This window comes from Pedobacter polysacchareus, assembly GCF_019802255.1.
Classification (GTDB): domain Bacteria; phylum Bacteroidota; class Bacteroidia; order Sphingobacteriales; family Sphingobacteriaceae; genus Pedobacter; species Pedobacter polysacchareus.
In genome coordinates, this window is the sequence record NZ_JAHYSS010000005.1 from 146773 (window position 1) to 172328 (window position 25556).

The 25556-nt window shown below is 40.4% G+C and carries 24 protein-coding genes; 16 read left to right on the top strand and 8 right to left on the bottom strand.

Annotation, left to right across the window (positions count from 1 at the left end):
• Positions 1–31: 31 nt before the first annotated feature.
• From K7X70_RS15285 to K7X70_RS15295, 3 genes are all read left to right on the top strand, one after another.
• Complete coding sequence (locus K7X70_RS15285; RefSeq protein WP_255607294.1) at positions 32–943, top strand: sugar phosphate isomerase/epimerase family protein; 912 nt, start codon at positions 32–34, stop codon at positions 941–943.
• A gap of 5 nt (positions 944–948) precedes the next feature.
• On the top strand, positions 949–2346 hold the full coding sequence (locus tag K7X70_RS15290) for a c-type cytochrome domain-containing protein (RefSeq protein ID WP_255607295.1): 1398 nt from the start codon (positions 949–951) through the stop codon (positions 2344–2346).
• A 359-nt stretch (positions 2347–2705) separates the two neighbouring features.
• Positions 2706–3146: an Hsp20/alpha crystallin family protein gene (locus K7X70_RS15295; protein ID WP_222537878.1), complete on the top strand. Its 441-nt coding sequence runs from the start codon at positions 2706–2708 to the stop codon at positions 3144–3146.
• A gap of 95 nt (positions 3147–3241) precedes the next feature.
• On the opposite strand, the gene K7X70_RS15300 is transcribed toward K7X70_RS15295, so the two are convergent.
• The gene (locus K7X70_RS15300) at positions 3242–3661 is read right to left on the bottom strand and encodes an acyl-CoA thioesterase (RefSeq protein ID WP_222537879.1); all 420 of its coding nucleotides are present in this window, start codon (positions 3659–3661) and stop codon (positions 3242–3244) included.
• A gap of 166 nt (positions 3662–3827) precedes the next feature.
• Here K7X70_RS15300 and rpsO point away from each other — a divergent pair, with 166 nt between their 5' ends.
• The 6 genes from rpsO (at position 3828) to K7X70_RS15330 (ending at position 10731) form a co-directional block, all read left to right on the top strand.
• A complete protein-coding gene (gene rpsO / locus K7X70_RS15305) occupies positions 3828–4133 on the top strand; it encodes a 30S ribosomal protein S15 (RefSeq protein ID WP_062547894.1) in 306 nt (101 codons plus the stop codon).
• Between the two features lie 117 nt (positions 4134–4250).
• Entirely contained in the window at positions 4251–6398 is a 2148-nt protein-coding gene (gene pnp / locus K7X70_RS15310) for a polyribonucleotide nucleotidyltransferase (RefSeq protein WP_187666604.1), read from the top strand.
• A 96-nt stretch (positions 6399–6494) separates the two neighbouring features.
• On the top strand, positions 6495–7163 hold the full coding sequence (rpe, locus tag K7X70_RS15315; protein ID WP_222537880.1) for a ribulose-phosphate 3-epimerase: 669 nt from the start codon (positions 6495–6497) through the stop codon (positions 7161–7163).
• Between the two features lie 245 nt (positions 7164–7408).
• On the top strand, positions 7409–8473 hold the full coding sequence (gene serC, locus K7X70_RS15320) for a 3-phosphoserine/phosphohydroxythreonine transaminase (RefSeq protein ID WP_222537881.1): 1065 nt from the start codon (positions 7409–7411) through the stop codon (positions 8471–8473).
• A gap of 13 nt (positions 8474–8486) precedes the next feature.
• A complete protein-coding gene (locus K7X70_RS15325; protein WP_222537882.1) occupies positions 8487–9437 on the top strand; it encodes a D-2-hydroxyacid dehydrogenase in 951 nt (316 codons plus the stop codon).
• 49 nt (positions 9438–9486) lie between these two features.
• Positions 9487–10731, top strand: coding sequence for a DUF1015 domain-containing protein (locus tag K7X70_RS15330; RefSeq protein WP_222537883.1), 1245 nt, complete (start codon positions 9487–9489; stop codon positions 10729–10731).
• Positions 10732–10758: 27 nt separating this feature from the next.
• On the opposite strand, the gene K7X70_RS15335 is transcribed toward K7X70_RS15330, so the two are convergent.
• The 3 genes from K7X70_RS15335 to K7X70_RS15345 are packed head-to-tail and all read right to left on the bottom strand — an operon-like array spanning position 10759 to position 12389.
• Positions 10759–11298, bottom strand: a complete 540-nt coding sequence (locus K7X70_RS15335; protein ID WP_222537884.1) for a hypothetical protein — start codon at positions 11296–11298, stop codon at positions 10759–10761.
• 16 nt (positions 11299–11314) lie between these two features.
• Entirely contained in the window at positions 11315–11599 is a 285-nt protein-coding gene (locus K7X70_RS15340) for a putative quinol monooxygenase (RefSeq protein WP_222537885.1), read from the bottom strand.
• Positions 11600–11609: 10 nt separating this feature from the next.
• Positions 11610–12389 (bottom strand): SAM hydrolase/SAM-dependent halogenase family protein, encoded by a 780-nt coding sequence (locus K7X70_RS15345; RefSeq protein WP_222537886.1) that lies wholly within the window; start codon positions 12387–12389, stop codon positions 11610–11612.
• A gap of 102 nt (positions 12390–12491) precedes the next feature.
• Between K7X70_RS15345 and K7X70_RS15350 the strand changes: the two genes are divergently transcribed.
• From K7X70_RS15350 to K7X70_RS15365, 4 genes are all read left to right on the top strand, one after another.
• Positions 12492–13463 carry a PhoH family protein gene (locus K7X70_RS15350; protein WP_222537887.1) on the top strand — a complete coding sequence of 324 codons (972 nt, stop codon included), beginning with the start codon at positions 12492–12494 and terminating at the stop codon, positions 13461–13463.
• Positions 13464–13501: 38 nt separating this feature from the next.
• Positions 13502–14455, top strand: coding sequence for a phosphoribosylaminoimidazolesuccinocarboxamide synthase (locus tag K7X70_RS15355; RefSeq protein ID WP_222537888.1), 954 nt, complete (start codon positions 13502–13504; stop codon positions 14453–14455).
• A gap of 189 nt (positions 14456–14644) precedes the next feature.
• Positions 14645–15031, top strand: a complete 387-nt coding sequence (locus K7X70_RS15360; RefSeq protein WP_062547903.1) for an STAS domain-containing protein — start codon at positions 14645–14647, stop codon at positions 15029–15031.
• Complete coding sequence (locus K7X70_RS15365) at positions 15031–15942, top strand: ribonuclease Z (protein WP_222537889.1); 912 nt, start codon at positions 15031–15033, stop codon at positions 15940–15942. The genes K7X70_RS15360 and K7X70_RS15365 overlap by 1 nt, the downstream gene beginning before the upstream one ends.
• Positions 15943–16048: 106 nt before the next feature.
• Here K7X70_RS15365 and K7X70_RS15370 read toward each other — a convergent pair whose 3' ends face one another.
• From K7X70_RS15370 to K7X70_RS15380, 3 genes are read right to left on the bottom strand one after another with little or no spacing between them, the layout of a single operon-like run.
• Complete coding sequence (locus K7X70_RS15370) at positions 16049–17002, bottom strand: MlaD family protein (RefSeq protein ID WP_062547905.1); 954 nt, start codon at positions 17000–17002, stop codon at positions 16049–16051.
• Positions 17003–17016: 14 nt separating this feature from the next.
• Entirely contained in the window at positions 17017–17862 is an 846-nt protein-coding gene (locus tag K7X70_RS15375) for an N-acetylmuramoyl-L-alanine amidase family protein (RefSeq protein ID WP_222537890.1), read from the bottom strand.
• 34 nt (positions 17863–17896) lie between these two features.
• Positions 17897–18775, bottom strand: a complete 879-nt coding sequence (locus tag K7X70_RS15380; protein WP_432443877.1) for an N-acetylmuramoyl-L-alanine amidase family protein — start codon at positions 18773–18775, stop codon at positions 17897–17899.
• Between the two features lie 56 nt (positions 18776–18831).
• Between K7X70_RS15380 and K7X70_RS15385 the strand changes: the two genes are divergently transcribed.
• From K7X70_RS15385 to K7X70_RS15395, 3 genes are read left to right on the top strand one after another with little or no spacing between them, the layout of a single operon-like run.
• Positions 18832–21543 (top strand): putative LPS assembly protein LptD, encoded by a 2712-nt coding sequence (locus K7X70_RS15385; protein ID WP_222537892.1) that lies wholly within the window; start codon positions 18832–18834, stop codon positions 21541–21543.
• Between the two features lie 10 nt (positions 21544–21553).
• Positions 21554–22801: a competence/damage-inducible protein A gene (locus tag K7X70_RS15390; protein WP_222537893.1), complete on the top strand. Its 1248-nt coding sequence runs from the start codon at positions 21554–21556 to the stop codon at positions 22799–22801.
• 50 nt (positions 22802–22851) lie between these two features.
• Positions 22852–24195, top strand: coding sequence for a dihydrolipoamide acetyltransferase family protein (locus tag K7X70_RS15395; RefSeq protein ID WP_222537894.1), 1344 nt, complete (start codon positions 22852–22854; stop codon positions 24193–24195).
• A 114-nt stretch (positions 24196–24309) separates the two neighbouring features.
• On the opposite strand, the gene K7X70_RS15400 is transcribed toward K7X70_RS15395, so the two are convergent.
• The gene (locus K7X70_RS15400) at positions 24310–25551 is read right to left on the bottom strand and encodes a homoserine dehydrogenase (protein WP_222537895.1); all 1242 of its coding nucleotides are present in this window, start codon (positions 25549–25551) and stop codon (positions 24310–24312) included.
• Between the last annotated feature and the right edge of the window lie 5 nt (positions 25552–25556).

Here is a 25556-nt window from a genome sequence, read left to right on the forward strand (position 1 = left end):
AAACTAAATGCACCAAAATAGAAGACACTTTTTGAAAACTACCGTAACGGCTGCCGCAGGAGGGATACTTGCTCCTTATGCCGGAATTAAAGCAGCAGAACTACCTTTCGTAAAAGCAATATCAGGATATGAATTGCTATTTATGGCGACCTCCTGGGGTTATAACGGCTCAACAGAAGATTTTTGTGCCCTGGCCAAAAAGGAAGGTTATGAAGGGATAGAAGTTTGGTGGCCGGGAAGCGATCAAAAGGCCCAGCAAGAGCTGTTTGAGGCCTTGAAAAAACACAACCTGCAAGTCGGCTTTCTTTGTGGGGCAGGAGAGCATGATCCCAATCAGCACCTGAACTCTTTCATGAAAAATGTAGATTCGGTCATTAGTAATGCTTTCCAGAAACCGTTATATATCAACTGTCACTCAGGTAAGGATTACTTTACTTATGAGGAGAATAAAAAGATGATAGACTTTACGGTAAAGAAGGCAAAATCATCCGGTATCCCAATTTATCATGAAACACACCGTGGCAGGATGCTTTATACTGCACCGATCAGTAGGAACTTTATAGAAAAGAATCCGGAGCTGCGGATTACCTTAGACATCTCTCATTGGTGTGTTGTGCATGAAAGTTTGCTGGGAAATCAAAAGGAAACCATCAAGATGGTGCTGGATCGGGTTGATCATATCCATTCCAGAGTAGGCCATCCGGAAGGACCGCAAGTGAGCGATCCTAGAGCACCAGAATGGGCGGATGCACTAAATGCGCACCTGGCATGGTGGGATCAGGTGATAGAAAGAAAGAAAAGTAAAGGAGAAAGAATGACCATTCTTACAGAGTTTGGTCCGCCTGATTATATGCCAACTTTACCTTACACCAGACAGCCAGTTGCCGATCAATGGCAGATCAATGTATTTATGATGAATTTATTACGTAAACGCTACCAATAAGCAGTATGATCTATCTAACTATACCTGAATTTATTGGTCGTTTTCATCCGATATTGGTGCATTTGCCCATCGGGATTCTATTGCTGGGCTGCTTGTTTCAGCTGTTTACTATAAATAATAAGTTTGCTTTCCTGAGGCCCTCGATTCCTATCATTTGCTTGCTGGGAGCATTCGCGGCAGTGTTTTCCTGTATTACCGGGTACCTATTGTCTGAAAGCGGAGATTATGATGGAGATCTGATAGGCCTGCATTTTTGGATGGGTATCGGCGTTGCTGTGATGGCCTTGCTGCTGTATTTTATGTATTGGAAAGCGGTAAAAGAATTGTTTCTTAATCTAGTCTCCGCTGCTTTGGTCATCCTGATTACCCTGACTGGCCATTATGGTGGTTCTTTAACACATGGTTCTGATTACATGACTGCTGCATTGAAAGGGGAAAGTACTAAAGTTGCGATTCCCCCGGTTCCTGATGTACAGAAAGCAATTGCCTACACGCATTTAGTTCAGCCGTTGCTCCAAAATCGCTGTTACAGCTGTCATGGTGCAGAGAAGCAAAAAGGGAAATTGAGGATGGACAACATCAGTTTCATGTTGAAAGGCGGAGAAGATGGAGCAAGCCTGGTTCCTGGCCGGGCAAATGAAAGTGAATTGATCAAAAGAATGCTGCTGCCTATTTCTAATGATGACCACATGCCTCCAAAAGAGAAGCCTCAGCTCAGTGCAGAAGAAATTGCTTTGCTGCAATGGTGGATCAATGAAGGCGCTGCGGCAGATAAAAAAGTAGCAGAGTTGAAACAACCGGAAGAGATAAAACCAGTGTTGATGAGTTTTCAGGTTGGCGCTGCAGTAGCAAAGAAAACACTTGCTGCGGATATTCCAGAAGAAGAAGTAGATAAAGGGGATGCCGCTGCAATTGAAAAGTTAAAGAAGGCGGGAGTCGTGGTAATTCCGGTATTGAGCAATAGCAATTATTTATCGGCCAGCTTTGTGACCGCAAAATCAGACCCAGAGACTTTGAAGTTATTGGAGCCTTTAAAAAAGCAATTGATCTGGTTGAATCTGGCAAATACTTCCATCACAGACCAAAGTATGGCAGATGTGGCCAAGCTGCAAAGCCTGCGAAAAATTAACCTGAGCCACACCGGAATAACCGATAAAGCTTTAAGCCTGTTAAAAAGCCTTCCCAAATTGCAAGTCTTAAATCTGGTAGGGACAAAAGTCACAGCCACGGGGATGATTACTCAGCTAAAAGGATTGAAAGACCTGCAATACCTTTACCTGTATCAAACCGGCGTGGAGGAGAAAGACCAGGCTAAACTGAAAACCAGCTTCAGTAAGCTGAAGCTTGATTTCGGAAATTACAGTTTACCCGTTTTAGCGCAAGACACCACCGTATTTAAATAAAACATAATGATAAGAGGCCTATTACAGAAATAGGTCTCTTATCAAGAGTAAAAATGCTGCTATTGTGTTTGTTGTCAAAGATGTTGTGGCTGTTGAGGTAAAATCTACTTAAGACCTTTAAACTTGAAAATGGGTTCTTTTTAAGCTTTAGAGCTGATTAAACTTACACTGACTTTTTTTCTTTAAATCTGTCAAATTTTCTTTTTGAGACGCATGAAAACTGAAAATTTTTCAGAAAAAACCAGCATAAACTACCTAAAAACCTTGTTTTTTCAATTTGGCACAGCAGTTGAAATATGCCTGGTGTATTTGATTTTTTAATTGATAGACCACAATCTAAAAATAAAGGAGGATAATATATGTCACTAGTAAAATTTAATAACGGAGCAAAAAACACTGGATTAATGAACGATTTCAATGATGTTTTCGGATCAATATTTACCGATGCGTTATTGCCAAGTCACCTGATCAATAAAGTGCCTGCTGTAAATATCAGCGAAACTAATGATCAGTACCATATAGAAATGGCCGTTCCAGGTTTGAAAAAAGAAGATTTTAAAGTTAATATTGAAGGAGATGTATTGACCATCTCTGCAGAAGTTAAAAAAGAAGAGCAAAAAGAAGATAAGCAATATAAGAAACAAGAGTTCAGTTATACTTCTTTCTTACGTTCTTTCACCTTGCCTGATTCAGTAGATGCTGCAAGCGTTAATGCAACCTATAAAGATGGTGTATTGGTGATTGAAGTTGCTAAAAAAGAAGAAGCTAAAAACGCTGTACGTCAGATTGAAATTAAATAATAGCGTTTTTTGAAAAGATTATCTAATAATTTGTAGCTCATCTGGCTTATTCAATCCAGCCTTCATCCTCAATAGGGGATGAAGGCTTTTTGTTTTTATATACTATAAGCCTGAATCATTTCCTGTGTTACTTTACAGCCTTTTCCTGTTTTCGTATCGATCATGACATAATCAAACCAACCATCAGCAGCAATCTTTTTGGTGCGTTTGTTTTCCATTTCGAACTGTACCCTGCATCCTTTCTCATTGATTGTTAAAATTCCGGTGCGGATTAAAACGACGTCACCTAAAATCAGCGGGCGTTTAAAATCTACATGAGCAGTGCGTACAACCCAGCCGTAGCCACTTTCCAGAAAAGACTCCATAGACATCTTGTAAAATTCTTCCATCTGGTCGTAACGCGCAGAAAGCACATAGTCGAAATATTTGCTATTGTGCACATGCTGGAACATATCTATATCATCTGGGCGTACTTTTAATTCAGTTTGAAATATGCTGTATTCGTTCTTTTCCATGTTTTCTACGTTCTGCGTCAAAAATAAGGTTTAGATTTTGATATATATTGGTCTCCGGTGCTAAATTGAACCGATATGACAATTGTTTTTTTTGCGATTCACTAAAACTTAAACTATCTTTGCACACAATTAATTAATCCATACACACTTTAGTATCATTCAAGAAATGTATTTAAGTAAAGAAAAGAAAGCCGAAATCTTCAAAACACACGGCGAAGTAGAAACCAACACTGGTTCTGCTGAAGGTCAAGTAGCATTGTTTACTTACCGTATTGCACATTTAACTGAGCACTTAAAGAAAAATCGTAAAGATTTCTCTACTCAGTTATCTCTACAAAAATTAGTAGGTAAACGCCGTGGTATTTTGGCATATCTATTTAAAAAAGATATCAATCGTTACCGTGCTGTTATCAAAGCTTTAGGCTTAAGGGACATTATCAAACCTTTAGGTTCAACTAGAGACAGCAAATAAGCGTTATAATATCAGGAAAAGCCATTCTTAGGGATGGCTTTTTTACTTTGAATAATAAAATTAACATATATAAATCAGGTGTGTAGAAAGAGGAAAACACACCACAACACTCTTTAAATGAATGTAATAAAAAAATCGTTCGACCTGGGCGACGGAAGAATTATCGAAATTGAAACAGGAAAATTAGCAAAACAAGCTGATGGTTCTGTAGTTGTTAAAATGGGAGACACCATGTTATTGGCTACTGTAGTATCTTCAGTAGGCGCTAAAGCAGGTGTAGATTTCTTACCATTATCAGTAGATTATCAAGAGAAATATGCAGCCGCTGGCCGTATTCCTGGAGGTTTCCTACGTCGTGAAGCAAGATTATCAGACTATGAAGTTTTAATTTCTCGTTTGGTTGACCGTGCTTTACGTCCGATGTTCCCTGAAGATTACCACTCTGATACTCAGGTGATGATCTCTTTGATCTCTTCTGACAAAAATATTATGCCAGACTGTTTAGCTGGTCTTGCTGCTTCAGCTGCACTTGCAGTTTCAGATATCCCTTTCAACGGGCCAATTTCTGAAGTACGTGTTGCTAAAATTGACGGTAAATTTATCATCAACCCTTATGTAAGTGATTTAGAACGCGCAACGATGGAATTCCTTGTTGCCGGTACTGAAAGCGATATCGTGATGGTAGAAGGTGAAGCTGATGAGATCTCAGAAGCTGACATGGTGGAAGCAATTGAGTTCGCTCATAAAGCCATCGTAATTCAGGTTCAAGCTCAAAAAGAATTAGCTGAATTAGTAGGTAAGACGGTTAAACGTACTTATTCTCATGAAAACAGCAATCCTGAATTGAGAGAATCAGTATTCGCAGCTACTTATGATAAAGTATATGCAGTTGCAAAAAGCAATACAAGTAAAGGTGAGCGTACTGACGCTTTCTCTGCTATCCTTGCTGAATTTGTAGCGACTTTAGGTGAAGACATCGATGATGTAACTTCATTCTTAGCTAAAAAATATTTCCATGATGTACAGTATGATGCCATTCGTAACCTGGTATTAGATGAAGGAATTCGTTTAGACGGTCGTGATGTACGCACTGTGCGCCCTATCTGGTCTGAAGTAAGTTACCTTCCTTCTGCTCACGGTTCTGCAGTTTTCACCCGTGGTGAAACTCAAGCATTAACTACTGTTACTTTAGGTTCTAAAGACGACGAGCAAATGATTGATGGTGCATTCATCAATGGTTACAACAAATTCTTATTACACTATAACTTCCCTGGATTCTCTACTGGCGAGGTTCGCCCGAACAGAGGTGCTGGTCGTCGTGAAATTGGTCATGGTAACCTGGCCATGCGTTCATTGAAGAAAGTATTACCAGGATTAGAAGAAAACCCATACACGATTCGTATCGTTTCTGATATCTTAGAATCTAACGGTTCTTCATCTATGGCAACTGTTTGTGCTGGTACATTAGCATTAATGGATGCAGGTATTAAAATCAAAGCACCAGTATCTGGTATCGCTATGGGATTAATCACTGATGAGAAAACTGGTAAATATGCGATCCTTTCGGATATCTTAGGTGATGAAGATCATTTAGGTGATATGGACTTTAAAGTAACTGGTACTGAAAAAGGTATCGTTGCTTGTCAGATGGACTTAAAAATCAATGGTTTGAAATGGGAAGTTTTAACTAACGCCCTTAACCAAGCTAAAGATGCTCGTTTACACATCTTAAACGAAATGAAGAAAACGATTTCTGCACCACGTGAAGACTACAAAGATCACGCGCCACGTATCGTTTCCCTAACAATTGATAAAGAATTTATTGGTGCTGTAATCGGCCCAGGCGGTAAAATTATCCAGGAAATGCAACGCGAAACCGGCGCATCTATCTCTATCGAAGAAGTAGGTAACAAAGGTATCGTTGAAATCTTTGCGGATAATAAAGCGGCTATTGATGCTGCTGTAGGCCGTATCAATGCGATTGCTGCTAAACCAGACATAGGTGCTACTTATGATGGTAAAGTGAAATCTATCATGCCATTCGGTGCATTCGTAGAAATCATGCCAGGAAAAGACGGATTATTACACATCTCTGAAATCGACTGGACTCGTTTAGAAACGATGGACGGTGTGTTCAAAGAAGGTGATAGAATTCAAGTGAAACTTTTGGATATTGACAAACAAGGTAAAATGAAACTTTCTAGAAAAGCTTTATTGCCTCGTCCAGCGAAACCAGAAGGAACTGCAGAAAACACGCCTGCATAATTTCACAAAACAACACTCAAAACCCCGCAATCTGCGGGGTTTTTTGGTTTAAAAAGCTTTATTTCTTTATATTTACCTAAGAAATAAAACGATCCTATGAAACACCTCATCGCCCCATCTGTACTTTCTGCTGACTTTGCAAACCTTCAAAGAGATGTTGAAATGATCAACTCCAGTGACGCAGATTGGTTCCATGTAGATGTGATGGATGGCGTTTTTGTGCCGAATATCTCTTTCGGATTTCCCGTGATGGAGGCAATTAAGAGATATGCAACCAAACCATTGGACGTGCATTTAATGATCGAGAATCCTGATCAGTATATCGAACGTTTCGCGGAAGCAGGTGCCACGGTGATCACTGTGCATTACGAAGCCTGTGTACACCTTCATCGTACCGTACAAGCGATTCATGCGGCAGGATGTAAAGCTGGCGTAGCAATCAATCCGCATACGCCTGTGGCTTTGTTAAAAGATATTCTTGCAGATTTAGACCTGGTATTGGTGATGTCGGTAAACCCTGGTTTTGGCGGACAAAAGTTCATTCCCAATACGCTCCACAAGCTGAGAGAATTGAAAGCAATGGCTTTGCAATTAAACCCTGATCTGATCATCGAAGTAGATGGTGGGGTAGGGATTCATAACCTTGAAGATTTAATCGAGGCAGGTGCTACGGCGTTTGTTGCCGGTAATGCCATCTTCGGCGCCTCGAATCCAATGGAAATGATTGCCGATATGAAAAACCTGAAAATTTTGCCTAGCGCCTAAAAGGGACCATTATACCCTGCTTTCTTCATATTCCTCCTGTAGGTTTAAACTCGCCTCCCGCGCGGTTAACCGCTGTTTTCTGCACAGCGTGCATTTGATGTATTTCAATTTTTATTCGAAATGTCCTTATGCTAATGATTTAACTGGCAGGTATTTTAACGCCTAAATCTTTATTAAGTTCAAAAATTAGAATCATTAAATCATATAAAATATTACATTTACAACCAATAAAAATAAACATAAAAATGAGACATAATTTCGGCGCTGGACCCTGTATCCTACCACAGGAAGTTTTCAAGCAAGCATCACAAGCAGTACTTGATTTTAAAGACGGCTTGTCTATTCTGGAGATCTCACACCGCACACCTGAATTTGAAGGTGTTGTGGAAGAGGCCGGAAAGTTGGTTAAAGAATTGTTAAATGTTCCTGCCGGTTATTCCGTTCTCTTTTTACAAGGTGGTGCGAGTTTGCAATTTGCAATGGTTCCTATGAACTTATTGCCTGAAGGCCAAACAGCTAGTTACCTGGAGACAGGAGTATGGGCAAACAAAGCGATCAAAGAGGTCGTTAATTTTGGAACTGCAAATATTGTAGCTTCTTCAAAATCATCAAACTATACTTTCGTTCCTAAGGGGTATAGCATTCCTGAAGATAGTGCTTATTTTCATTGTACTTCCAACAACACCATTTATGGAACGGAAATGTTCGAATTACCGGAGACAAAAATTCCTGTAGTTTGCGACATGTCTTCTGACATCATGAGCAGAGTGATCGACGTATCGCAATACGACCTGATCTATGCGGGTGCACAGAAAAATATCGGCCCTGCCGGCTTAACTGTAGTGATCGTGAAAGACGAGATCTTAGGTAAATCAGGTAGAAAGATTCCTTCTATGTTAGATTATAAAGTGCATATCGAAGGTGGTTCTATGTACAATACGCCTCCTGTGTTTTCTATCTACGTAGCGATGTTAAACCTTCGCTGGTTGAAATCTAAAGGCGGTGTTGCTGAGATCGAAAAAGAAAACATTGCTAAAGCAAGAGCTTTATATGCAGAGATCGATAGAAATCCATTGTTTAAAGGTACTTGTGCAATAGAAGACCGTTCTAGAATGAACGTTTGTTTCGTAATGGAAAACCCGGAATTGGAGAAACCATTCTTGAAATTCGCGGAAGAAAACGGTATTGAAGGCATTAAAGGACATAGAAGTGTAGGTGGTTTCAGAGCCTCTATGTACAACGCACTTCCGATTACCAGCGTACATGCTTTAATTGAATTAATGCAGATTTTTGCAGAGAAAAACCAATAAAAATATATAATTGATGATCAAAATACTTGCCAACGATGGGATTGATCCTATCGGAAAAGCCTTATTGGAACAAGCGGGGTTTGTAGTAGATACAGAAACCGTAGCTCAGGATAAATTAGCCGAAGCTTTACAGAATTATGATGCAATTACGGTACGCAGTGCCACAAAAGTTCGTCAGGAACTGATAGATCAATGTCCTAACCTTAAACTGATTGGTAGAGGTGGTGTTGGTATGGATAATATTGATGTGGATTACGCCAGAAGTAAAGGCCTGGCAGTCATCAATACGCCAGCAGCGTCTTCTTTATCAGTTGCAGAATTGGTATTCGCACACTTGTTTACAGGTGTTCGTTTTCTGCAGGATTCCAACAGAAAAATGCCGGTAGAAGGTGATACTAAATTCAATGCCCTTAAAAAAGCGTATGCTAAAGGTGTAGAATTGAGAGGTAAAACCATCGGTATTATCGGATTTGGTAGAATTGGAAGAGAGACCGCTACTGTCGCTTTAGGCTTAGGTATGAATGTACTGGCTTATGATCTTTTCCCTTTCGAAGGAAACTTAACCTTGAACCTTCAAGGTGGTATCAAAGTGGATATTCCAGTGAAAACAGTTTCTTTAGAAGAAGTGATCAGCAACAGTGATTTCATCAGTTTACATACGCCATTCGCAGACAAGCCAATCTTAGGTGCAGCAGAGTTTGAGCAAATGAAACCAGGTGTTGGTGTGGTAAACTGCTCAAGAGGCGGTACTATTGATGAGGCAGCTTTAATTGCGGCTTTAGACAGTGGTAAAGTATCTTTCGCAGGTTTAGATGTGTTCGATAACGAACCAACGCCAGCAGCAGCTATTCTTCAACATGCTAAAATTTCTTTAACGCCACATATTGGTGCGGCGACTAATGAAGCACAAGAACGTATCGGTGTGGAATTAGCCAACCTGATTATTGAGCATTTTAATAAATAGCTTTTAATGAGGTGCCCTATGTGTTGGGCACCTCATTTCCATTCCTCTTATGCCAAATATAAAGCCTTTTTGCGGATTAAAACCTGCAGCACACCTGCAATCAAAGGTGGTTACCCGCCCATTGGAAAACTATGGCTCAGGAGAAGCACGATTGATTGCTTCTGAGAACAGCTGTAGCTTTTTACACCTGATCAATCCCGAACTGGACAATCCTTACCTCAGAGGAACCAGACAAGAACTGATTTTCAAGAAAATTGCTGAGAACTTCGAAGGTTTTTTGGAACACCATTACCTGGAACGAGAAAAAGTACCAGTGATTTATGTATATCAGGTAGTACATGACGGACTTTGTCAGACAGGAATATGGACGCTTACTCATATCAATGATTACCTGGAAGGCCGCATCAAAAAGCATGAATCTACCGTAGAACGGAGAGAAAAATTGCTGGCGGATTACTTGCAGCAAACTGGTCTGGATGCCAACCCGGTGCTGATTACTTACCATCCTGATCCTACCATAAATCAACTGATTAAAAAGTATACGGCACTAAAACCGATACTTGATTTTGTGTTTGCAGATCAAACTGAACACCGGATCTGGGCCATTGATGATGCTCAGGATTTACAGAAAATGGTGAGCGCTTTTGCAGCAATTCCCGCGGTTTATATTGCCGATGGTCACCATCGCGCCGCTTCAATGGCTAAAATGGGACTGCAAAAACAAGCGTTAAACGCTGATAAACATACTGGAACAGAACTCTACAACTATTTTACGACGGTATACATGAATACGGAAGAAGTAAAGGTTTTGGAATTCAACAGATTGATCAGAGACATGGGGAGTTTGAGCAAAGCTGATTTTATGAAAGCTTTAACCGAATGTTTTGAAGTATTTCCTGTAAAAGCAGCCCTTAAGCCCGCTGGCCTGCATCAGATAGGGATGTATTTTGACGGACAATGGTACCTGCTCCAGCCAAAACCGGAAATTTACGATCCCAATGACCCGGTAGGGGTACTGGATGTAAGCATCTTACAGGATTATATTTTAGAGCCGATCCTGGGCATTAAGGACCCAAGAACAGACGCGCGGATTACCTTTGAAGGAGGGCGTACCGCGGTGCTTGAATTGCAAGAGAAGGTAGATAATGGCCTGTTTGTCATCGCATTTACCTTATTCCCAACCTCAGTGGCCCAGGTGATTGCAGTGGCAGAAGCAGATGGTGTTATGCCACCGAAATCAACATGGGTAGAGCCGAAGTTTTTAGTCGGACTGCTGACTAATTATTTCAACTAGCGCATCTAATGAGGTCAGTTATCTGATCTAATGTGCTGTTTGGTTAGTCTTTAAAAATTCGTCAAACAGCCCTTTTTTATAGCCAAAAAAGACCATTCCAGCCATCAATAAACCTAAAAATGAAATGACATAATAGTAAAAGGTCTTTCCCTTTTCTATGGTTGCTATTTCCTTTTTTAAATGCTCATTCTGGTCTTGCAATTTCTTGATAGACAGCATGTAACTTTGGATTCTGCCGTTGGTGTTATTGGACGTGATGATCACATTTTTCACCTCCTGGTCTTTATAGTCCATCAGTACTTTAAGCTCCTTAAAAATATTGTTATCGTTCAGGACAATTTGTCTGAGTATTTCATTGGAGTTTTTAATATCTCTTTTGGTTTGGAAACCAAATATTCCTGTTCGGGCATCCAGGCTCTGGTCATATTGTCCGAACCTGGCACTTCTTTCTGCCAGTAAGGCATTGATTTTCAGTCTTTGCAGCTGATAAGCGCTCGTGTCTACCCGAATGGCCACCGCGTTGAAACTAAATCCAACGAAAAGCAGCAATAAGAAGTTTTTAATCATTTGTGTGTGTTTCTTTCTATGGTGCAAGCAAACTCCATGCCTCAGGTTTAGCGGCAAAATGTGGTCTGATGCTGGTCCAGGTTTCCCTGAACAGGTTAGAGCGCCTGTAATCCTCCAGATGATCTTCATCTTCCCAGAGACTGATCGTAAAGAAGATATTGATTTCATACTGGTCTTGCAGCAGCTGAACCCCCTTGCAGCCTTTAAATCCAGCGATTTTAGGCTGTACAGCTTTAAAAGTTTCCTGGAACTCAATCAGGAACTCTTCATTAAATTGCATTTTGACCAGACGGGTAAGCATTTTTGCAGGGTTATGGATGAAACTCTATTCGGATGATATCGTTGAGGTGTAAGCCTAATAATCCGCTCGCTTTTCCTTTATTAATGGCGATTTCCAAGTGGTTACTAATGCCAAAAAGGCATAGTTTCTCGCCTTCAGGAACCTCATTGTAATGCCAGCTGAGCTGGGTAATGGTTTCACTCTTCCTGAAGTATAAAGTGAAGTCGCGGTTGCGCTGGATCCGGGTGAACAATTCCTTAGTAATATTGGTGATGACGTTAGAAAAAGTATCAATGTAAATGACACTTCCACGGATGATATCACGCTCAATCACAGGGTTTAGCAGCATGCGTTCCTCTATGCTGTCGGTAGGCATACCAATGTCTTTTAGCTTGCCTCCTTTAGCCAGGTGAATGGCTGCTTTTACAAAGATATCCACCAATGGAAAATGCAGGTATTTAAGGTCCTGCATAATGTTCAGTTCCACAATCTCTTCCGGAAGGTCTTCAAACAATAAAGAAAAAATCCCATTGTCGGCACCTACAAAAAAGTGATCCCTATACTTTAAAGCAATATATCGTGTGTTTTCACTAAAAACAGAATCAATGCCAATTAAATGCACCGTTCCTTTAGGGAAATAAGGGTATACATTTTTTAAAACGAATGCTGCATAAGAAATATTGAAGGATGGAACTTCATGGGTAACATCAACAATGTTGGCTGTAGGCAAGATGCTCAGGATACTGCCTTTCAGTGCAGCCTGATAAAAATCTTTTGAACCTAAATCTGTTGTTAATGTAATTATGGCCATTAAAAATTGAATATTTATTCTTATTCTTGCGTAAGCGGCAAATCGCCTACAAATATTCAATTTTTATATCAAAATATACACCTCTTACTAAAAAACAATATTTTGAACGAACTTAAATTAACATTAGAATCGGTAGATCCGGTACAGTTTTGGGGAGCAAATAATGAGCATTACGAGCTGATTAAGAATGCGTTTCCGAAACTTAAAATGGTGGCAAGAGGGATTGAACTGAAAGTGTTGGGCGATGAAAATGAACTTAAAGTTTTTGAGCAGAAGTATATTCTTTTGTTAACCCAGTTGGAAAAATACCTTGCTTTGACTGCAAATGACGTAGAATCTATCCTGGGTTCCAGTCTGAAAAGTACGAATCCTGCGGACAAAGAAACAGAGAAACCCGCAAACACAGGTGGCGGCGGTGAAGTCATCGTATATGGGACGAATGGTTTAATGGTGAAAGCCAGAACCGCGAACCAGCGGCGTATGGTAGACAGCATGGCTAAAAACGATGTTTTATTCGCGATAGGCCCTGCAGGAACAGGAAAAACCTATACCGCAGTTGCACTGGCCGTGCGGGCACTGAAAAATAAAGAAATCAAAAGGATCATTTTAACCCGACCTGCAGTTGAAGCAGGGGAGAGCCTGGGCTTCCTGCCTGGCGATCTAAAGGAAAAAGTAGATCCTTACCTTAGACCACTATATGATGCCCTGGATGATATGATTCCAGCAGAAAAACTGAAACAATTAATTGAGAATAGAACTATAGAAATTGCTCCTTTGGCATTTATGCGTGGGAGAACACTCGATAATTGCTATGTGATTCTGGATGAGGCGCAGAACTCAACTGACCTACAGCTGAAAATGTTCCTCACCCGGATGGGCCCTTCTGCTAAGTTTATTGTAACAGGAGATGTGACGCAGATCGACTTGCCGAAAAAGCAAATGTCCGGCCTGTTTAACGCCTTGCGTATCTTAGACGATATTCCTGGTATTGAAATTGTTTACCTGACGGGGGAAGATGTAGTGCGGCATAAACTGGTAAAAAGAATTTTAAAAGCCTACGGCGATATCCAATAATTAAGAACAAATAACACAACAGCTCTTTGGCAAATACCATGACAGCAATTAAAGAAACCAATTTCAGCTTTCCACAGCAAAGCAATTTTTACAAGGGAAAAGTGCGCGACGTATACACCATCAACAACCAGTTTATGGCGATGGTAGTGACCGATAGAATATCTGCATTCGATGTAGTTTTACCCGAAGCCGTTCCTTTCAAAGGACAGGTGCTCAATCAGATTGCCGCTAAATTTTTAAATGCGACCAAAGACATCGTACAAAACTGGGTAATCGATGTGCCGGATGAAATGGTCACCATTGGCCGTATCTGTGAGCCCTTTAAAGTAGAAATGGTAGTACGTGGATACCTTGCAGGTCATGCCTGGAGAGAGTACAGCGCGGGCAAACGCAGTGTTTGCGGAGTAGCTTTACCAGAAGGACTGAAAGAAAATGATCAATTACCTCAGCCTATTATTACCCCAACTACTAAAGCTGCTGTAGGTCATGATGAAGACATCTCCAGAGCAGATATCCTGGCTAAAGGGATTGTGTCTGTGGAAGATTATACAAAATTAGAAGCTTATACTTTAGCACTTTATGCACGTGGAACAGAGATGGCAGCAGAACGCGGCCTGATCCTGGTAGATACGAAATATGAATTTGGTAAAGTAGGGACAGAGATCTTTTTGATCGATGAAATCCATACTCCGGATTCTTCCCGTTATTTCTATGCGGAAGGTTATGAAGCACGCCAGGAAGCGAATGAGCCTCAAAAACAACTGTCAAAAGAATTTGTACGTAAATGGTTAATCGAAAATGGTTTCCAGGGTAAAGACGGACAAGAAGTTCCAGTGATGACTCCAGAAATTGTAAACTCTATTTCTGAGCGTTATATCGAACTTTATGAGCAGATTACTGGCGATACTTTTGTGAAAAACGAAGCATCGAATGTAATTCAGCGCATCGAAGCGAATGTGACTAAATCCTTAAACCACTTATTAGGGAATTAATTCCTAAGTATTAAAGGCTTTAAGGTTGAAGACAGCCAGCGGTTATGCCCATTTTTTTGGCACCGCTGGCTGTCTTTTTTTTATTCAAATCGCCTTATCTGTACTTTTGTGTATGATTTATTAACACAATTGACGATATTACCAGATAAAATTAATTACTTTAGCAATAGAAACTAATAAATCAATATCATGAAATTTTCAGTTGACAAGCATGAAAAGTATGTGGTTTTAAAGCTTAGAGAGTCTAAGTTTACAAATGACAATACCCCTAAGTTAAAATCTGAGTTCATTTTATTGAACGCAGAAGGATACCATAATATCGTATTGGATTTATCCGCAGTAAAAGAGTGTAATGATTCACAGGATTTAAGCAGCCTGTTAGTGGGCGATCGCTTATGTAAAAAGGCAAACGGACTATTTATCATCACCGGAATAAACCCTGTTCTCGCTAAAATATTAGAAATGTCTAACCTGGATCAATCCCTGGTTATTGTGTCTAAATTAGATGAGGCTACCGATCTGATCTTTATGGAAGAGATTGAGAAGGAATTATTGGGGAGTGTAGATAAAGGTTAATGAAATTTGAGGTTACCATTTTGGGCAGCAGTTCTGCTACCCCAGTATACAATAGAAATCCCAGTGCACAGCTTTTAAATTGTAATGAGAAATTTTACCTGATTGACTGCGGGGAAGGAACACAGCAGCAATTGATTCGTTTTGGCTTCAAAGCCAGTAAAATCGATATGGTATTCATTAGCCATTTACATGGAGATCATTATTTCGGCTTAATCGGATTACTATCTACGATGCACTTGAATGGAAGGATCAAACCCATCCGTATCTATGGGCCGCCAGCTTTAATGGAGATTCTGGAACTCCAGTTTAAACATTCAGAAACGATCATCAGGTACCCTATAGAATTTACGCCAATTACTGCAGATGTACCCAAGCTGATTTTCGAAAACTCAGACTTGCTGGTTTCTACCATTGTGCTCAACCATAGAATCCCATGTACTGGATTTACCTTTACAGAGAAGAAAAGATTGCGCAAGGTAGTACTCGAGAAACTGGAGGCTGAAAATGTTCCACTGGAATATTATCCTTTGCTAAAAAGAGGGGTAGACCTGACTTTACCTGATGGTAGAATTTTGCTCAACCAAGACTATACGGTAGACTCCGACAAGCCGAGGAAGTACGCTTATTGCTCAGATACACTTTGTGATGGCAGTTACTTTGAAGAGATTAAAAATTGTGATACGCTTTATCATGAAGCAACTTTCTTACATGAGTTGTTGGAAAGAGCCAATCAAACACATCATACTACTGCATTACAGGCCGCTGAGACGGCCGTAAAGACCGGAGCTAATAAATTACTCATTGGGCATTTCTCGTCCAGGTACAAGACGCTGATGCCATTGCTGGAAGAAGCCCTGCCTGTTTTTGAAAATACGCAGCTGGCCACAGAAGGTAACACTTTCTCTATTTAATCAGTTCAGGATCTCTGGCTTTCACATAGCAGAAACAAATATTCTTTAAACCAAAAAAGCCTTTCAGTATAAACTGAAAGGCTTTTTTAATATCCTGAAATAAAGATTATTTGTCTTTTTTACCACCTCCACCGAAAACGGAGAAGTGTACATAACGTTTCGGGTTTTCTTTTAAGTCGATGATCAACTTGTCTAAATTACCAGAAGCACTGTTTAAGTTGTCATACATTTTAGTATCATTGATCAGTAATCCTAAAGTACCTTTTCCTTCATTGATTTTTCCTACAATACTTTGTAAGTCGGCCATAGATTTGTTAGCGTTGTCAATGGTTTGTTTGAAGTTCGCTGCAGCTACCTGATCAGTCACCGTGCTGATGTTGTTCAGGATCCCATTGATCTTCTCATTGTTATTTTTAAGGTTATTAGAAATCGCTTCTACGTTAGCCAGAATAGAAGAGATTCTAGAGCCTTCAGAACCTACCAGGTGGTCTACTTTCTTAGAAGTTGCCTCTAAGGAAGCAAGGGTAGCAGCAATGCTATTAAAGCTTTTATCGACGTTTTTCTGGAAGTTAGGGTTCAGGATTGAATTCACACTGGTTAAAATAGAATCCATTTTAGCAATGATCACTTCCGCTTTCTTTTGAACCGGCTGTACCGTTTCCAATAGGCCTTTAGCCACATTGGCATTCAGGGTGTCACCATCTTTAGCAAATACATTTCCTGTTCCTAAAGCCATTACAATCGCTTTACCACCTAAAAGGTCTACACTTTCTAATCTGGCAATACTGTTGTTAGGAATTTCATATTTCCCTTTAATCTTTAAAGTAGCAATAATGGTTCCGTCAGGCTGAAGGGTCAGCTGGTCTACACGACCAATCTGGTAACCATTGATCAATACAGGTTTAGAAACACCCAGACCATCTACATGAGAATATCTGGCATACAATACGGTTTCGCTGGAAAAGATGGCGTTGCCTTTTAAAAAATTGTAGCCTATGATTAATAGGGCTATGGAAAAGGCTGCTAATATGCCTACTTTGGTTTCGTTTGCTATTTTCACGTATGTGTATTTACTTAATTTACTTCTGTTTGTTGTTTATATTTCTTTACGGCATCAAAAATCGCATTTACAATTTCCGCCTGACCACTTGCGGAGTTCATATAGTTTTCCTCTGCAGGGTTAGAGATGAACCCTATCTCTGTCAATACTGCCGGCATTCCAACCCTTTGCAGGATTAAAATTCCCTGCTCTTTTACCCCTCTGTTGACTCTTCTATTTTCGTTGGTGTAATTGTCCTGAATCAATCTGGCAAGCTTTAGGCTCTTATCCCTAAATGTATTTTTAAACAAAGATAGTATAATAAATGTTTCAGGATCATTGGGATCGTAACCATCATAGTTTTGCTTGTAGTTTTTCTCCAGCTTAATGTCGGCATTCTCTCTGATCGCAACATCCTGCTCATTAAGTCGATGCGTTCCTGCAACGAAGGTTTCCGTACCACTGGTTCCTGTGTTTTTCACGTAAGCATATTTAGGGATTTTACGCCCATTTTTACCTTTTGTATAACCTGAAACCACCCTGCGGTCAGGCATCGAGTTACAGTGAATAGAAATGAAAATATCTGCTTTTGCATCATTTGCAATTTCAGCCCTTTTATAGAAGTCTACATCTACATCTGTTTTCCTGGTGTATAGAATTTTGATGTGCGGCAGCTCCTCTTCAAACTTTTTACCCAATTTAAGGGCTACCTGAAGGGCTACGTTTTTTTCAACGGAGTAAGATCCTGCAGCACCGGGTTTTCCACCACCGTGACCAGCATCTATGACTATGGTTTTAACTTTGTATCCTTGGGAAAAAGCAAACTCTGAACTTATAAATAATAAAACGGCAAATAAGAATACACTTCTTTTCAATCTCATCGGGCTTAACTCTTAATTTTTACTTGTAATCTAATTATCCTTCTATCCTGTGCTGATAGCTCTGTATGGCCTTTAATAGGCAGTTTGTAATTTCTATTTGTCCAGCTTCCGAGTTCATATAATCTTCTTCGGCTGGATTGCTGATAAAACCAATTTCTGTTAATATTGCGGGCATACCTGCTCTTGCCAAAACGGCCAGACTTTTCTCCTGAACACCACGGTTTACCCTGCCTACATTCACATATTCATCCTGTACCAGTTTCGCTAATTTTAAGCTTTGCGTACGGAAGGTGTTCTTCATCAAAGATAAGATAATATAATTCTCCGCATTATTTGGGTCAAATCCCTCATAGTTCTCTTTATAGTTTTCCTCTAAAAAGATCGCTGCATTTTCTCTTTTAATCACCTCATCCTGCTCAGAAATCCTTCCCATACCTGAGACAAATGTTTCTACCCCACGTGTGGAAGTACTTTTTCTATAAACGGTTTCTGTAATCGGAATCCGCTTTCCATTTTTTCCTTTGCGGGAGCCGGTTACTACGCTGGAACGGATCATCGGCATATCATTGCAATGGATGGAGATAAAAAGATCCGCTTTTGCATTATTGGCAATGGCGATCCGCTCATAAAGTGGTACAAAAACGTCGGTAGAGCGGGTGTAAATCACTTTTACATCCTTCATATTCGCTTCAATAGCAGCGCCAAGGCGTAAAGCCGTCTTTAAGGCGACATCTTTTTCAGTAGAATAAGCCCCTCTGGTAGAGCCGTCTTTCCCTCCGTGACCAGCGTCTAACACGATGGTTTTTATTTTATATTCTTGCGTAAATCCCTGATAACTAGTGGTTATAGCTAGTGTTATGGAAATAAATACGATCAAAATTGCATTTGGTCTAAGCAATGGCATATTTTTCATTAATTTTGAACGTTTTGGATTAAACATTAATGCAAAAATAACATTCACACACGAATTTGAAACTTTTAAGCCACATCATTTTTTATATACGCCCTGTTTTATTGACAATTGTCGGTATTCTGGCATTTGTATCTTCTGTTTTTTCCAGTCCTCAGCAAACGATACCGAAGCTGGGTTCGCCCGTACAGCCGCCAGTAAACAACAGTCCCGCAGTAAAAAGTACGCAACAAACACACCAGGATTCAGTGAGCACGAGCGATAAACTCGAATACTCTGCAAAAGACTCTACCAAAGTGAATAAAAAGGACGGTACCGTTTATCTGTATGGCAGAGCGAGGGTGCTGTATCAAGGTCTGGAATTAGATGCAGACTATATTACCTATAACGACAAGACTAAAAACATATTTGCCAGCGGTGTAAAAAACTCAAAAGGGAAGTATGTGGGCAGACCGATCTTTAAGATGCCCGGACAAGGGAATTCTATTGCCGACTCCCTGCGATATAATATAGAAACCGGTGCAGGAAAAATTTTCGGGGTTTTTACGGAACAGGAAGGAGGATTCTTCTCCGGAGGGATCGCCAAAAAACAACCAGATGATGAAATCCATAGTAAGGGACAGATCTATAGTACCTGTAACTTGCCGCATCCTCACTTTGGAATCCACATTACTAAAGGTATCGTCACAGAAAAACAAATCATTACCGGCCCTGTATACTTAGAAATCGAAGATATTCCATTACCATTGGGTCTACCATTTGCCTTTTTCCCAAAACCGAATAAAAAATCATCAGGTTTTATATTGCCATCACCCGGAGAGGATTATACCCGTGGATTCTTTTTAAGAGAGGGTGGATATTACATCGGCTTAAATGATTATTGGGATGCAAAGCTATTAGGGACTATTTATACCAGGGGTTCTTACGAGGCCAACCTGACCTCTAACTATACTAAAAGGTACAAATACAACGGTAACCTGTATTTATCTTACGGAAGTAACCGGTACGGCATCGAAGGGACACCAGGCTATACTCCGGTAAAAGATTATAAAGTGAGCTGGACACATAGTCAGAATGCCAATGCAAATCCCGGGAGTACGTTTTCAGCACAAGTAAACATCACCAGTCAGGGGTACAATAAGAATACTGCAGCTGGTGGATATTATGATGCCGGACAGATTTCTGCCAATAACTTATACTCTTCCATCAGTTATTCTAAAATGCTGGCGAATGGCCTGTTTAACTTGACGACAGCCGCATCTGTGAATCAGGACATCTCCAAAGGTACCGTAAATATGATTTTGCCAGATATCAATTTGGGTATGACCAGGAATATTTATCCCTTCGCCTCCAAGTATAATACCGGTGATCAAAAGTGGTATGAAAAGATTTCCATTGGCTATACCATGCAATCAGCGAATTCGGTCACTGCAAAAGGAGATGAATTGTTTAAAAAGCAAACCCTGAGTAAATTCAGCAATGGGGTGCAGCATAATATTCCTATTGCCATGAACTTTAATGTGCTGCAGCATTTTAATTTTGGTACCAGCGTCAATTATACAGAGAAATGGTATTTCCAGTCCATCAGAAAAACTTATACGAAACAGACTGCTGGTAAAGAGGACCTCGTTAGAATAGATACCGTTCCAGGATTTAACCGTTTTGGAGAATATACCGTGGGTGGTAGTTTGACCACTAAAATCTATTCCACTGCACAGTTTAAAAATCTGGGTAAGCTGAAGGCCATCAGACATGTGATGACGCCTAATATTGGCTTTGGCTATACGCCTAATTTCTCAGATCCTAAACTAGGAAATTATTTACCTGCTTTGTATGATGATGGTACAGTGGTGATGACTACTGATCCTTCTGGAAATAAAGTCCCATTGTATTATCCTAAACAAGAAGGTGGAAGATACGGTGTGCCCAGCAACAGAAGCCAGGCCAATATCAATTTTGGTATCCAGAATATCGTAGAAGCAAAAGTTTTGGTGCCTAATGATACTACCGGAAAAGGGGAGAAGAAAGTGCCAATCATTAGTAATCTAAGCATCACCAGTTCTTATGATTTATTGAGACCTAGTTTTAAATTAGCTAATTTTAATGTAAGTGGAAGTACCCCATTTTCAGATAAATTTCAAGTCAATTATAATGCAATATTAAACCCTTATCAGGTGGGGAATGTGATTGATAGTGTAACAAAACAAGTCATAGGTAAAAAAGTGATTGATCGTTATACCTGGCAAAAAGGGCAATTGCCGCGTGTGACCAGTTTTGGTTTCTCTTTTGATTATAGCTTAAATCCAGAAGCATTAAAGCGGAAAAATGCAAATGAGCAGGGCATCCGAGATCAAGCGATTCAGAAGGCAATGACTCCAGAACAAGCTGAAGCATTGGCAAAAGTGAGCAGAGACCCAAATGCATTTGTTGATTTTAACATTCCATGGAATTTTGCTTTCAGATATAGTTTTAACTACCTGACTGATGAGACTGGCTTAAATAGTCGAATTTCCAATAGTTTAACCTTTAATGGGGATGCCAATATCACTCCAAAATGGAAAGTAACTTTTGATTCAGGATGGAATTTTGAAACCAATAGTTTCTCCATTACCAGGTTTGGAATTTACCGCGATTTACATTGCTGGGACATGAGCTTCAGCTGGATTCCTTTCGGAACACAGCAGATGTATTCCGTAGATATTAAAGTAAAAGCTTCGGTCTTACAGGATCTAAAACTGAGTAAAAGAAAGAACTACTACACGAGATATTAAAACAAATTTTATGCTGGCAGAAATTATTACCATAGGCGATGAAATCCTTATCGGACAAATCGTGGATACGAATTCCGCCTGGATGGCCAAACAGTTGAACCAGATTGGGATGAAAGTGAAACAGATCACTTCCGTTTCCGATGATGCCGATCATATTATGGAGGCACTCCGACTGGCAGAAAGCAGGGCGGATGTAATCTTAATGACGGGCGGATTAGGTCCAACAAAAGACGACATCACCAAGGTAACCCTGGCTAAATATTTCAATATGGGATTCCGCAGAGATGAAGAAACCCTAAACCATGTCACAGAGATTTTTGCACGTTTAAATCGTCCGATGATCGACCTCAACAGAAGGCAGGCTGATGTTCCGGATGGCTGTACCGTGATTAAGAATAAAAACGGAACTGCACCTTGTATGTGGTTCGAACAGCATGGAAAGATCTTTGTATCGATGCCAGGCGTTCCTTTTGAAATGATGTACCTGATGGATGATGAAATCATCCCAAGGATCAAAGCGGCTTTTAAACTGCCGGTCATTTACCATAAAACCATACTCACTTCCAATATCGGGGAATCCTTCCTCGCCATGGAAATCGAAGACATAGAAAACAGTTTACCTCCGAGTATCAAACTCGCCTACCTGCCTAAACTCGGACAGGTGCGTTTGCGCTTAAGTACCATAGGCGAAGAAGAAGCGCCGCTGAAAACAGCCGTCGATTTTTATGCCCAGCAGATCATCGCCAAGATAAAGCAGCATGTAGTAGCGGAAGAAGACATTGCCCTGGAAAAGGCAATTCTGAACTTTATGGAGCAAAGAAAACTAACCCTTTCTACTGCCGAAAGCTGTACCGGGGGCTATATTGCACACCTGATTACGCAACATCCAGGATGCTCTTCAGTCTATGAAGGCGGAGCGGTGACCTATTCTTATGACCTCAAAATGTCCCTTTTGGACGTTAAAGCAGAGACATTATCTAAATACGGTGCCGTAAGCGAAGAAACCGTAAAAGAGATGGCAATTGGTGCCCTTCAAAATTTTAAAACAGATTATGCGGTAGCCGTTAGCGGGATTGCCGGACCAGACGGTGGAATGCCGGATAAACCAGTGGGAACTGTCTGGATTGCAGTGGCTCATGCCAAAGGTGTGGTGTCTAAAGTTTTTAGCTTTGGCAACAAAAGAACACAGAATATTGAGCGATCTGCCGCCGCCGCTTTATCAATGATTTTGAATGAACTCAGGCAACATGAGGATTAAGTGTCCGAAATACTTTACTTTTGTACCTGTTACCAATTAGAAAATAAAAAATGGCTCAATACGAATTATTGTTACCTAAAATGGGGGAGAGCGTTGCAGAAGCAACCATTATCAAATGGCTTAAACAACCAGGAGATATGATAGAATTGGACGATACGATTTTGGAAATAGCTACAGATAAGGTGGATTCTGAAGTTCCATCACCAATCGCCGGTAAGTTAGTTAAGCAGTTATTTAAAGAAGATGAGGTAGTTCAGGTAGGGGCAGTCATTGCAATTATCGAAACAGATGCCGATGCAGCAGTTACACCAGCTGCAGAAAGCGCAGTAGAAACTGTCGTGCCGCAGGAACAGGCTGATGCCGTTTTAACACAAATTCCAGGTACAGCGCAGTTGTTGTCAAATGATCAGGCTGAGGATACCCCTAAACAAGGCTCAGATCGTTTTTATTCACCATTGGTGAAGAACATCGCCGCTCAGGAAAATATTGAATTGTCGGAGCTGGACAGCATCTCAGGAACTGGAGCAGAAGGACGATTAACAAAAGACGATCTTTTAAACTATATACAACAAAAAATAGGTGGCAGCTTGAAAAAGGAGTCAGCACCCGTAACAGCAGCAGCAGTTACAGCTAGTCAGCCGGCAGCAAGTACTGCAAAAGCAGCACCTGCTGTTAGCGTAAGTGGTGGTGATGAAATCATTGAGATGGATAGGATGCGCAGGCTGATTGCCGATCACATGGTAATGAGCGTACAGAATGCACCACATGTGACCTCTTTCGTAGAAGCCGATGTGACCAATATGGTGATGTGGCGCGAAAAAGTGAAACGTAACTTTGAGAAGCGTGAAAACGAAAAGATCACCTTTACACCGATCTTTGTTGAAGCGGTAACCAAAGCCATCAAAGATTTTCCAATGATCAATGTTTCTGTAAATGGAACACAAATCATTAAGAAAAGAGACATTAATATTGGGATGGCAGCAGCATTGCCAAGTGGTAACCTGATTGTTCCGGTGATTAAAAACGCAGATCAGATGAACCTATTAGGTTTAACAAAATCTGTCAATGACCTGGCTGTACGTGCACGTAATTCTAAATTGAAACCAGACGAAACTCAAGGTGGTACATTCACGTTGACCAATGTAGGTTCTTTTGGAAATGTGATGGGAACCCCAATTATCAACCAGCCTCAGGTCGCAATTTTAGCGGTAGGTGCCATTAAAAAGAAGCCAGCAGTATTGGAAACAGAATATGGTGATGTGATTGCAATCCGTCACATGATGTTTCTTTCACTTTCTTACGACCATAGGGTAGTAGATGGTTCATTAGGTGGGTCATTTGTACGCCGTGTGGCAGATTACCTGGAAAACTGGGACGTCAACAGAGAAATTTAAGGCAGTCGCAGGGCATAATCATAAAGAGCTTTACCCTGCTGATTCTAAATATTTAAAGTACGAAAAAGGCCCCGGAAATTCCGGGGCCTTTTTACGATCAAAACAAAAAAACTATTAGTTAAAAAACACTTCCTCTTCGGTCACAGTTTGAACCTGTTGTTCCGTATAGGTATACCTTCCGGTATGGGCAATAAATACATCTTTTTGCTCCAGTAAACTGCGGTTTTCCAATAGCGTTTTCAAGCTGATGCTGCCGATTACATATTTGTAATCCTGACGTGAAAAGCGCTCTACGATATTTTCTACCTGTAATTGAGCTAGCGTGTCCTCAGTTGAGTAACGCAGATATACTTCAATGTTTACGTTATCAGTATGGATCAAACCATTTTGCTGATGGTACTTTTTATACTCATAACGGTAATCATATCTTAAGGCAGCAATGTCGGAAAGTACGGCAGCACCTGTAGGGTGGCCACCAGCGCCTTTACCGAAAAAGAACTGCTTGTCAGCGAAAGCTGCCTGAACAGTAACACCATTGTATTCATTTTCTACGTTGAACAGGAAATCGTCAGATTTCACAAACTTAGGGAGTACATAAGTCACCACTTGTTTGCTGCTGATTTTACGTGCTGTAGGAACCAGTTTAATCTTGAAGTTTTTCTCTTTTGCATACCTGATGTCATCATCATTCAGGTTTTGAATGCCGATATTCAGAATGTCAGAAGGATCGATAAACAAACCATAAGCATGTGCTGTAGCAATGGCCAGTTTAAATTTCGGATCGTAACCACCCACATCCATAATCGGATCCGTTTCGGCAAAACCAAGGTCTTGTGCTTGCTTTAAGGCTACACCATATTCCATGTTTTCATTGAAAATCTTAGAAAGAATATAGTTGGAAGAACCATTAAAGATGCCGCTGATGCCATGCAGTAATTCGTTGTTGTAGTACTCTTCCAGGTTTCGGATGATGGGAATACTGCCGCATACTGCACCTTCATATAATAAAGATACCCCATGTTTTTCCTGCAGTTCAACCAGTTCAGCAAGGTGATTGGCAATCATTTTTTTATTGGCAGAAACTACATTTTTACCACTAATCAGTGCGCGTTTGGTAATGTTATAAGCGGCATCTGCATCATCAATCAATTCTACAATGGTATTGATTTCTTCGTTATTCAGGATTTCGTCGTGATCGGTAGTGAAAAGGTGTGCGTCTAAGCTGCGTTTCTTTTCTGGATTTTTGATGGCGATTTTAATGATTTCCAGGTTGAGGTCCTGGCCACGGATAATATCGTGTAATCCCTGACCTACCACTCCAAATCCAAATAATCCAATTTTAAGTTTCTTGCTCATCTAAG

Bases quoted from the DNA above. Each gene is read 5' to 3' on its own strand.
- K7X70_RS15375 (WP_222537890.1), bottom strand. From the start codon at position 17,862: ATGAGATTGAAAAGAAGTGTATTCTTATTTGCCGTTTTATTATTTATA.
- K7X70_RS15365 (WP_222537889.1), top strand. From the start codon at position 15,031: ATGAAATTTGAGGTTACCATTTTGGGCAGCAGTTCTGCTACCCCAGTA.
- K7X70_RS15360 (WP_062547903.1), top strand. From the start codon at position 14,645: ATGAAATTTTCAGTTGACAAGCATGAAAAGTATGTGGTTTTAAAGCTT.
- K7X70_RS15355 (WP_222537888.1), top strand. From the start codon at position 13,502: ATGACAGCAATTAAAGAAACCAATTTCAGCTTTCCACAGCAAAGCAAT.
- K7X70_RS15300 (WP_222537879.1), bottom strand. From the start codon at position 3,661: ATGGAAAAGAACGAATACAGCATATTTCAAACTGAATTAAAAGTACGC.
- K7X70_RS15395 (WP_222537894.1), top strand. From the start codon at position 22,852: ATGGCTCAATACGAATTATTGTTACCTAAAATGGGGGAGAGCGTTGCA.
- K7X70_RS15340 (WP_222537885.1), bottom strand. From the start codon at position 11,599: ATGCTTACCCGTCTGGTCAAAATGCAATTTAATGAAGAGTTCCTGATT.
- K7X70_RS15400 (WP_222537895.1), bottom strand. From the start codon at position 25,551: ATGAGCAAGAAACTTAAAATTGGATTATTTGGATTTGGAGTGGTAGGT.
- rpe (WP_222537880.1), top strand. From the start codon at position 6,495: ATGAAACACCTCATCGCCCCATCTGTACTTTCTGCTGACTTTGCAAAC.
- K7X70_RS15335 (WP_222537884.1), bottom strand. From the start codon at position 11,298: ATGATTAAAAACTTCTTATTGCTGCTTTTCGTTGGATTTAGTTTCAAC.
- K7X70_RS15295 (WP_222537878.1), top strand. From the start codon at position 2,706: ATGTCACTAGTAAAATTTAATAACGGAGCAAAAAACACTGGATTAATG.
- rpsO (WP_062547894.1), top strand. From the start codon at position 3,828: ATGTATTTAAGTAAAGAAAAGAAAGCCGAAATCTTCAAAACACACGGC.
- K7X70_RS15290 (WP_255607295.1), top strand. From the start codon at position 949: ATGATCTATCTAACTATACCTGAATTTATTGGTCGTTTTCATCCGATA.
- K7X70_RS15345 (WP_222537886.1), bottom strand. From the start codon at position 12,389: ATGGCCATAATTACATTAACAACAGATTTAGGTTCAAAAGATTTTTAT.
- serC (WP_222537881.1), top strand. From the start codon at position 7,409: ATGAGACATAATTTCGGCGCTGGACCCTGTATCCTACCACAGGAAGTT.
- K7X70_RS15330 (WP_222537883.1), top strand. From the start codon at position 9,487: ATGCCAAATATAAAGCCTTTTTGCGGATTAAAACCTGCAGCACACCTG.
- K7X70_RS15325 (WP_222537882.1), top strand. From the start codon at position 8,487: ATGATCAAAATACTTGCCAACGATGGGATTGATCCTATCGGAAAAGCC.
- pnp (WP_187666604.1), top strand. From the start codon at position 4,251: ATGAATGTAATAAAAAAATCGTTCGACCTGGGCGACGGAAGAATTATC.
- K7X70_RS15390 (WP_222537893.1), top strand. From the start codon at position 21,554: ATGCTGGCAGAAATTATTACCATAGGCGATGAAATCCTTATCGGACAA.
- K7X70_RS15380 (WP_432443877.1), bottom strand. From the start codon at position 18,775: ATGAAAAATATGCCATTGCTTAGACCAAATGCAATTTTGATCGTATTT.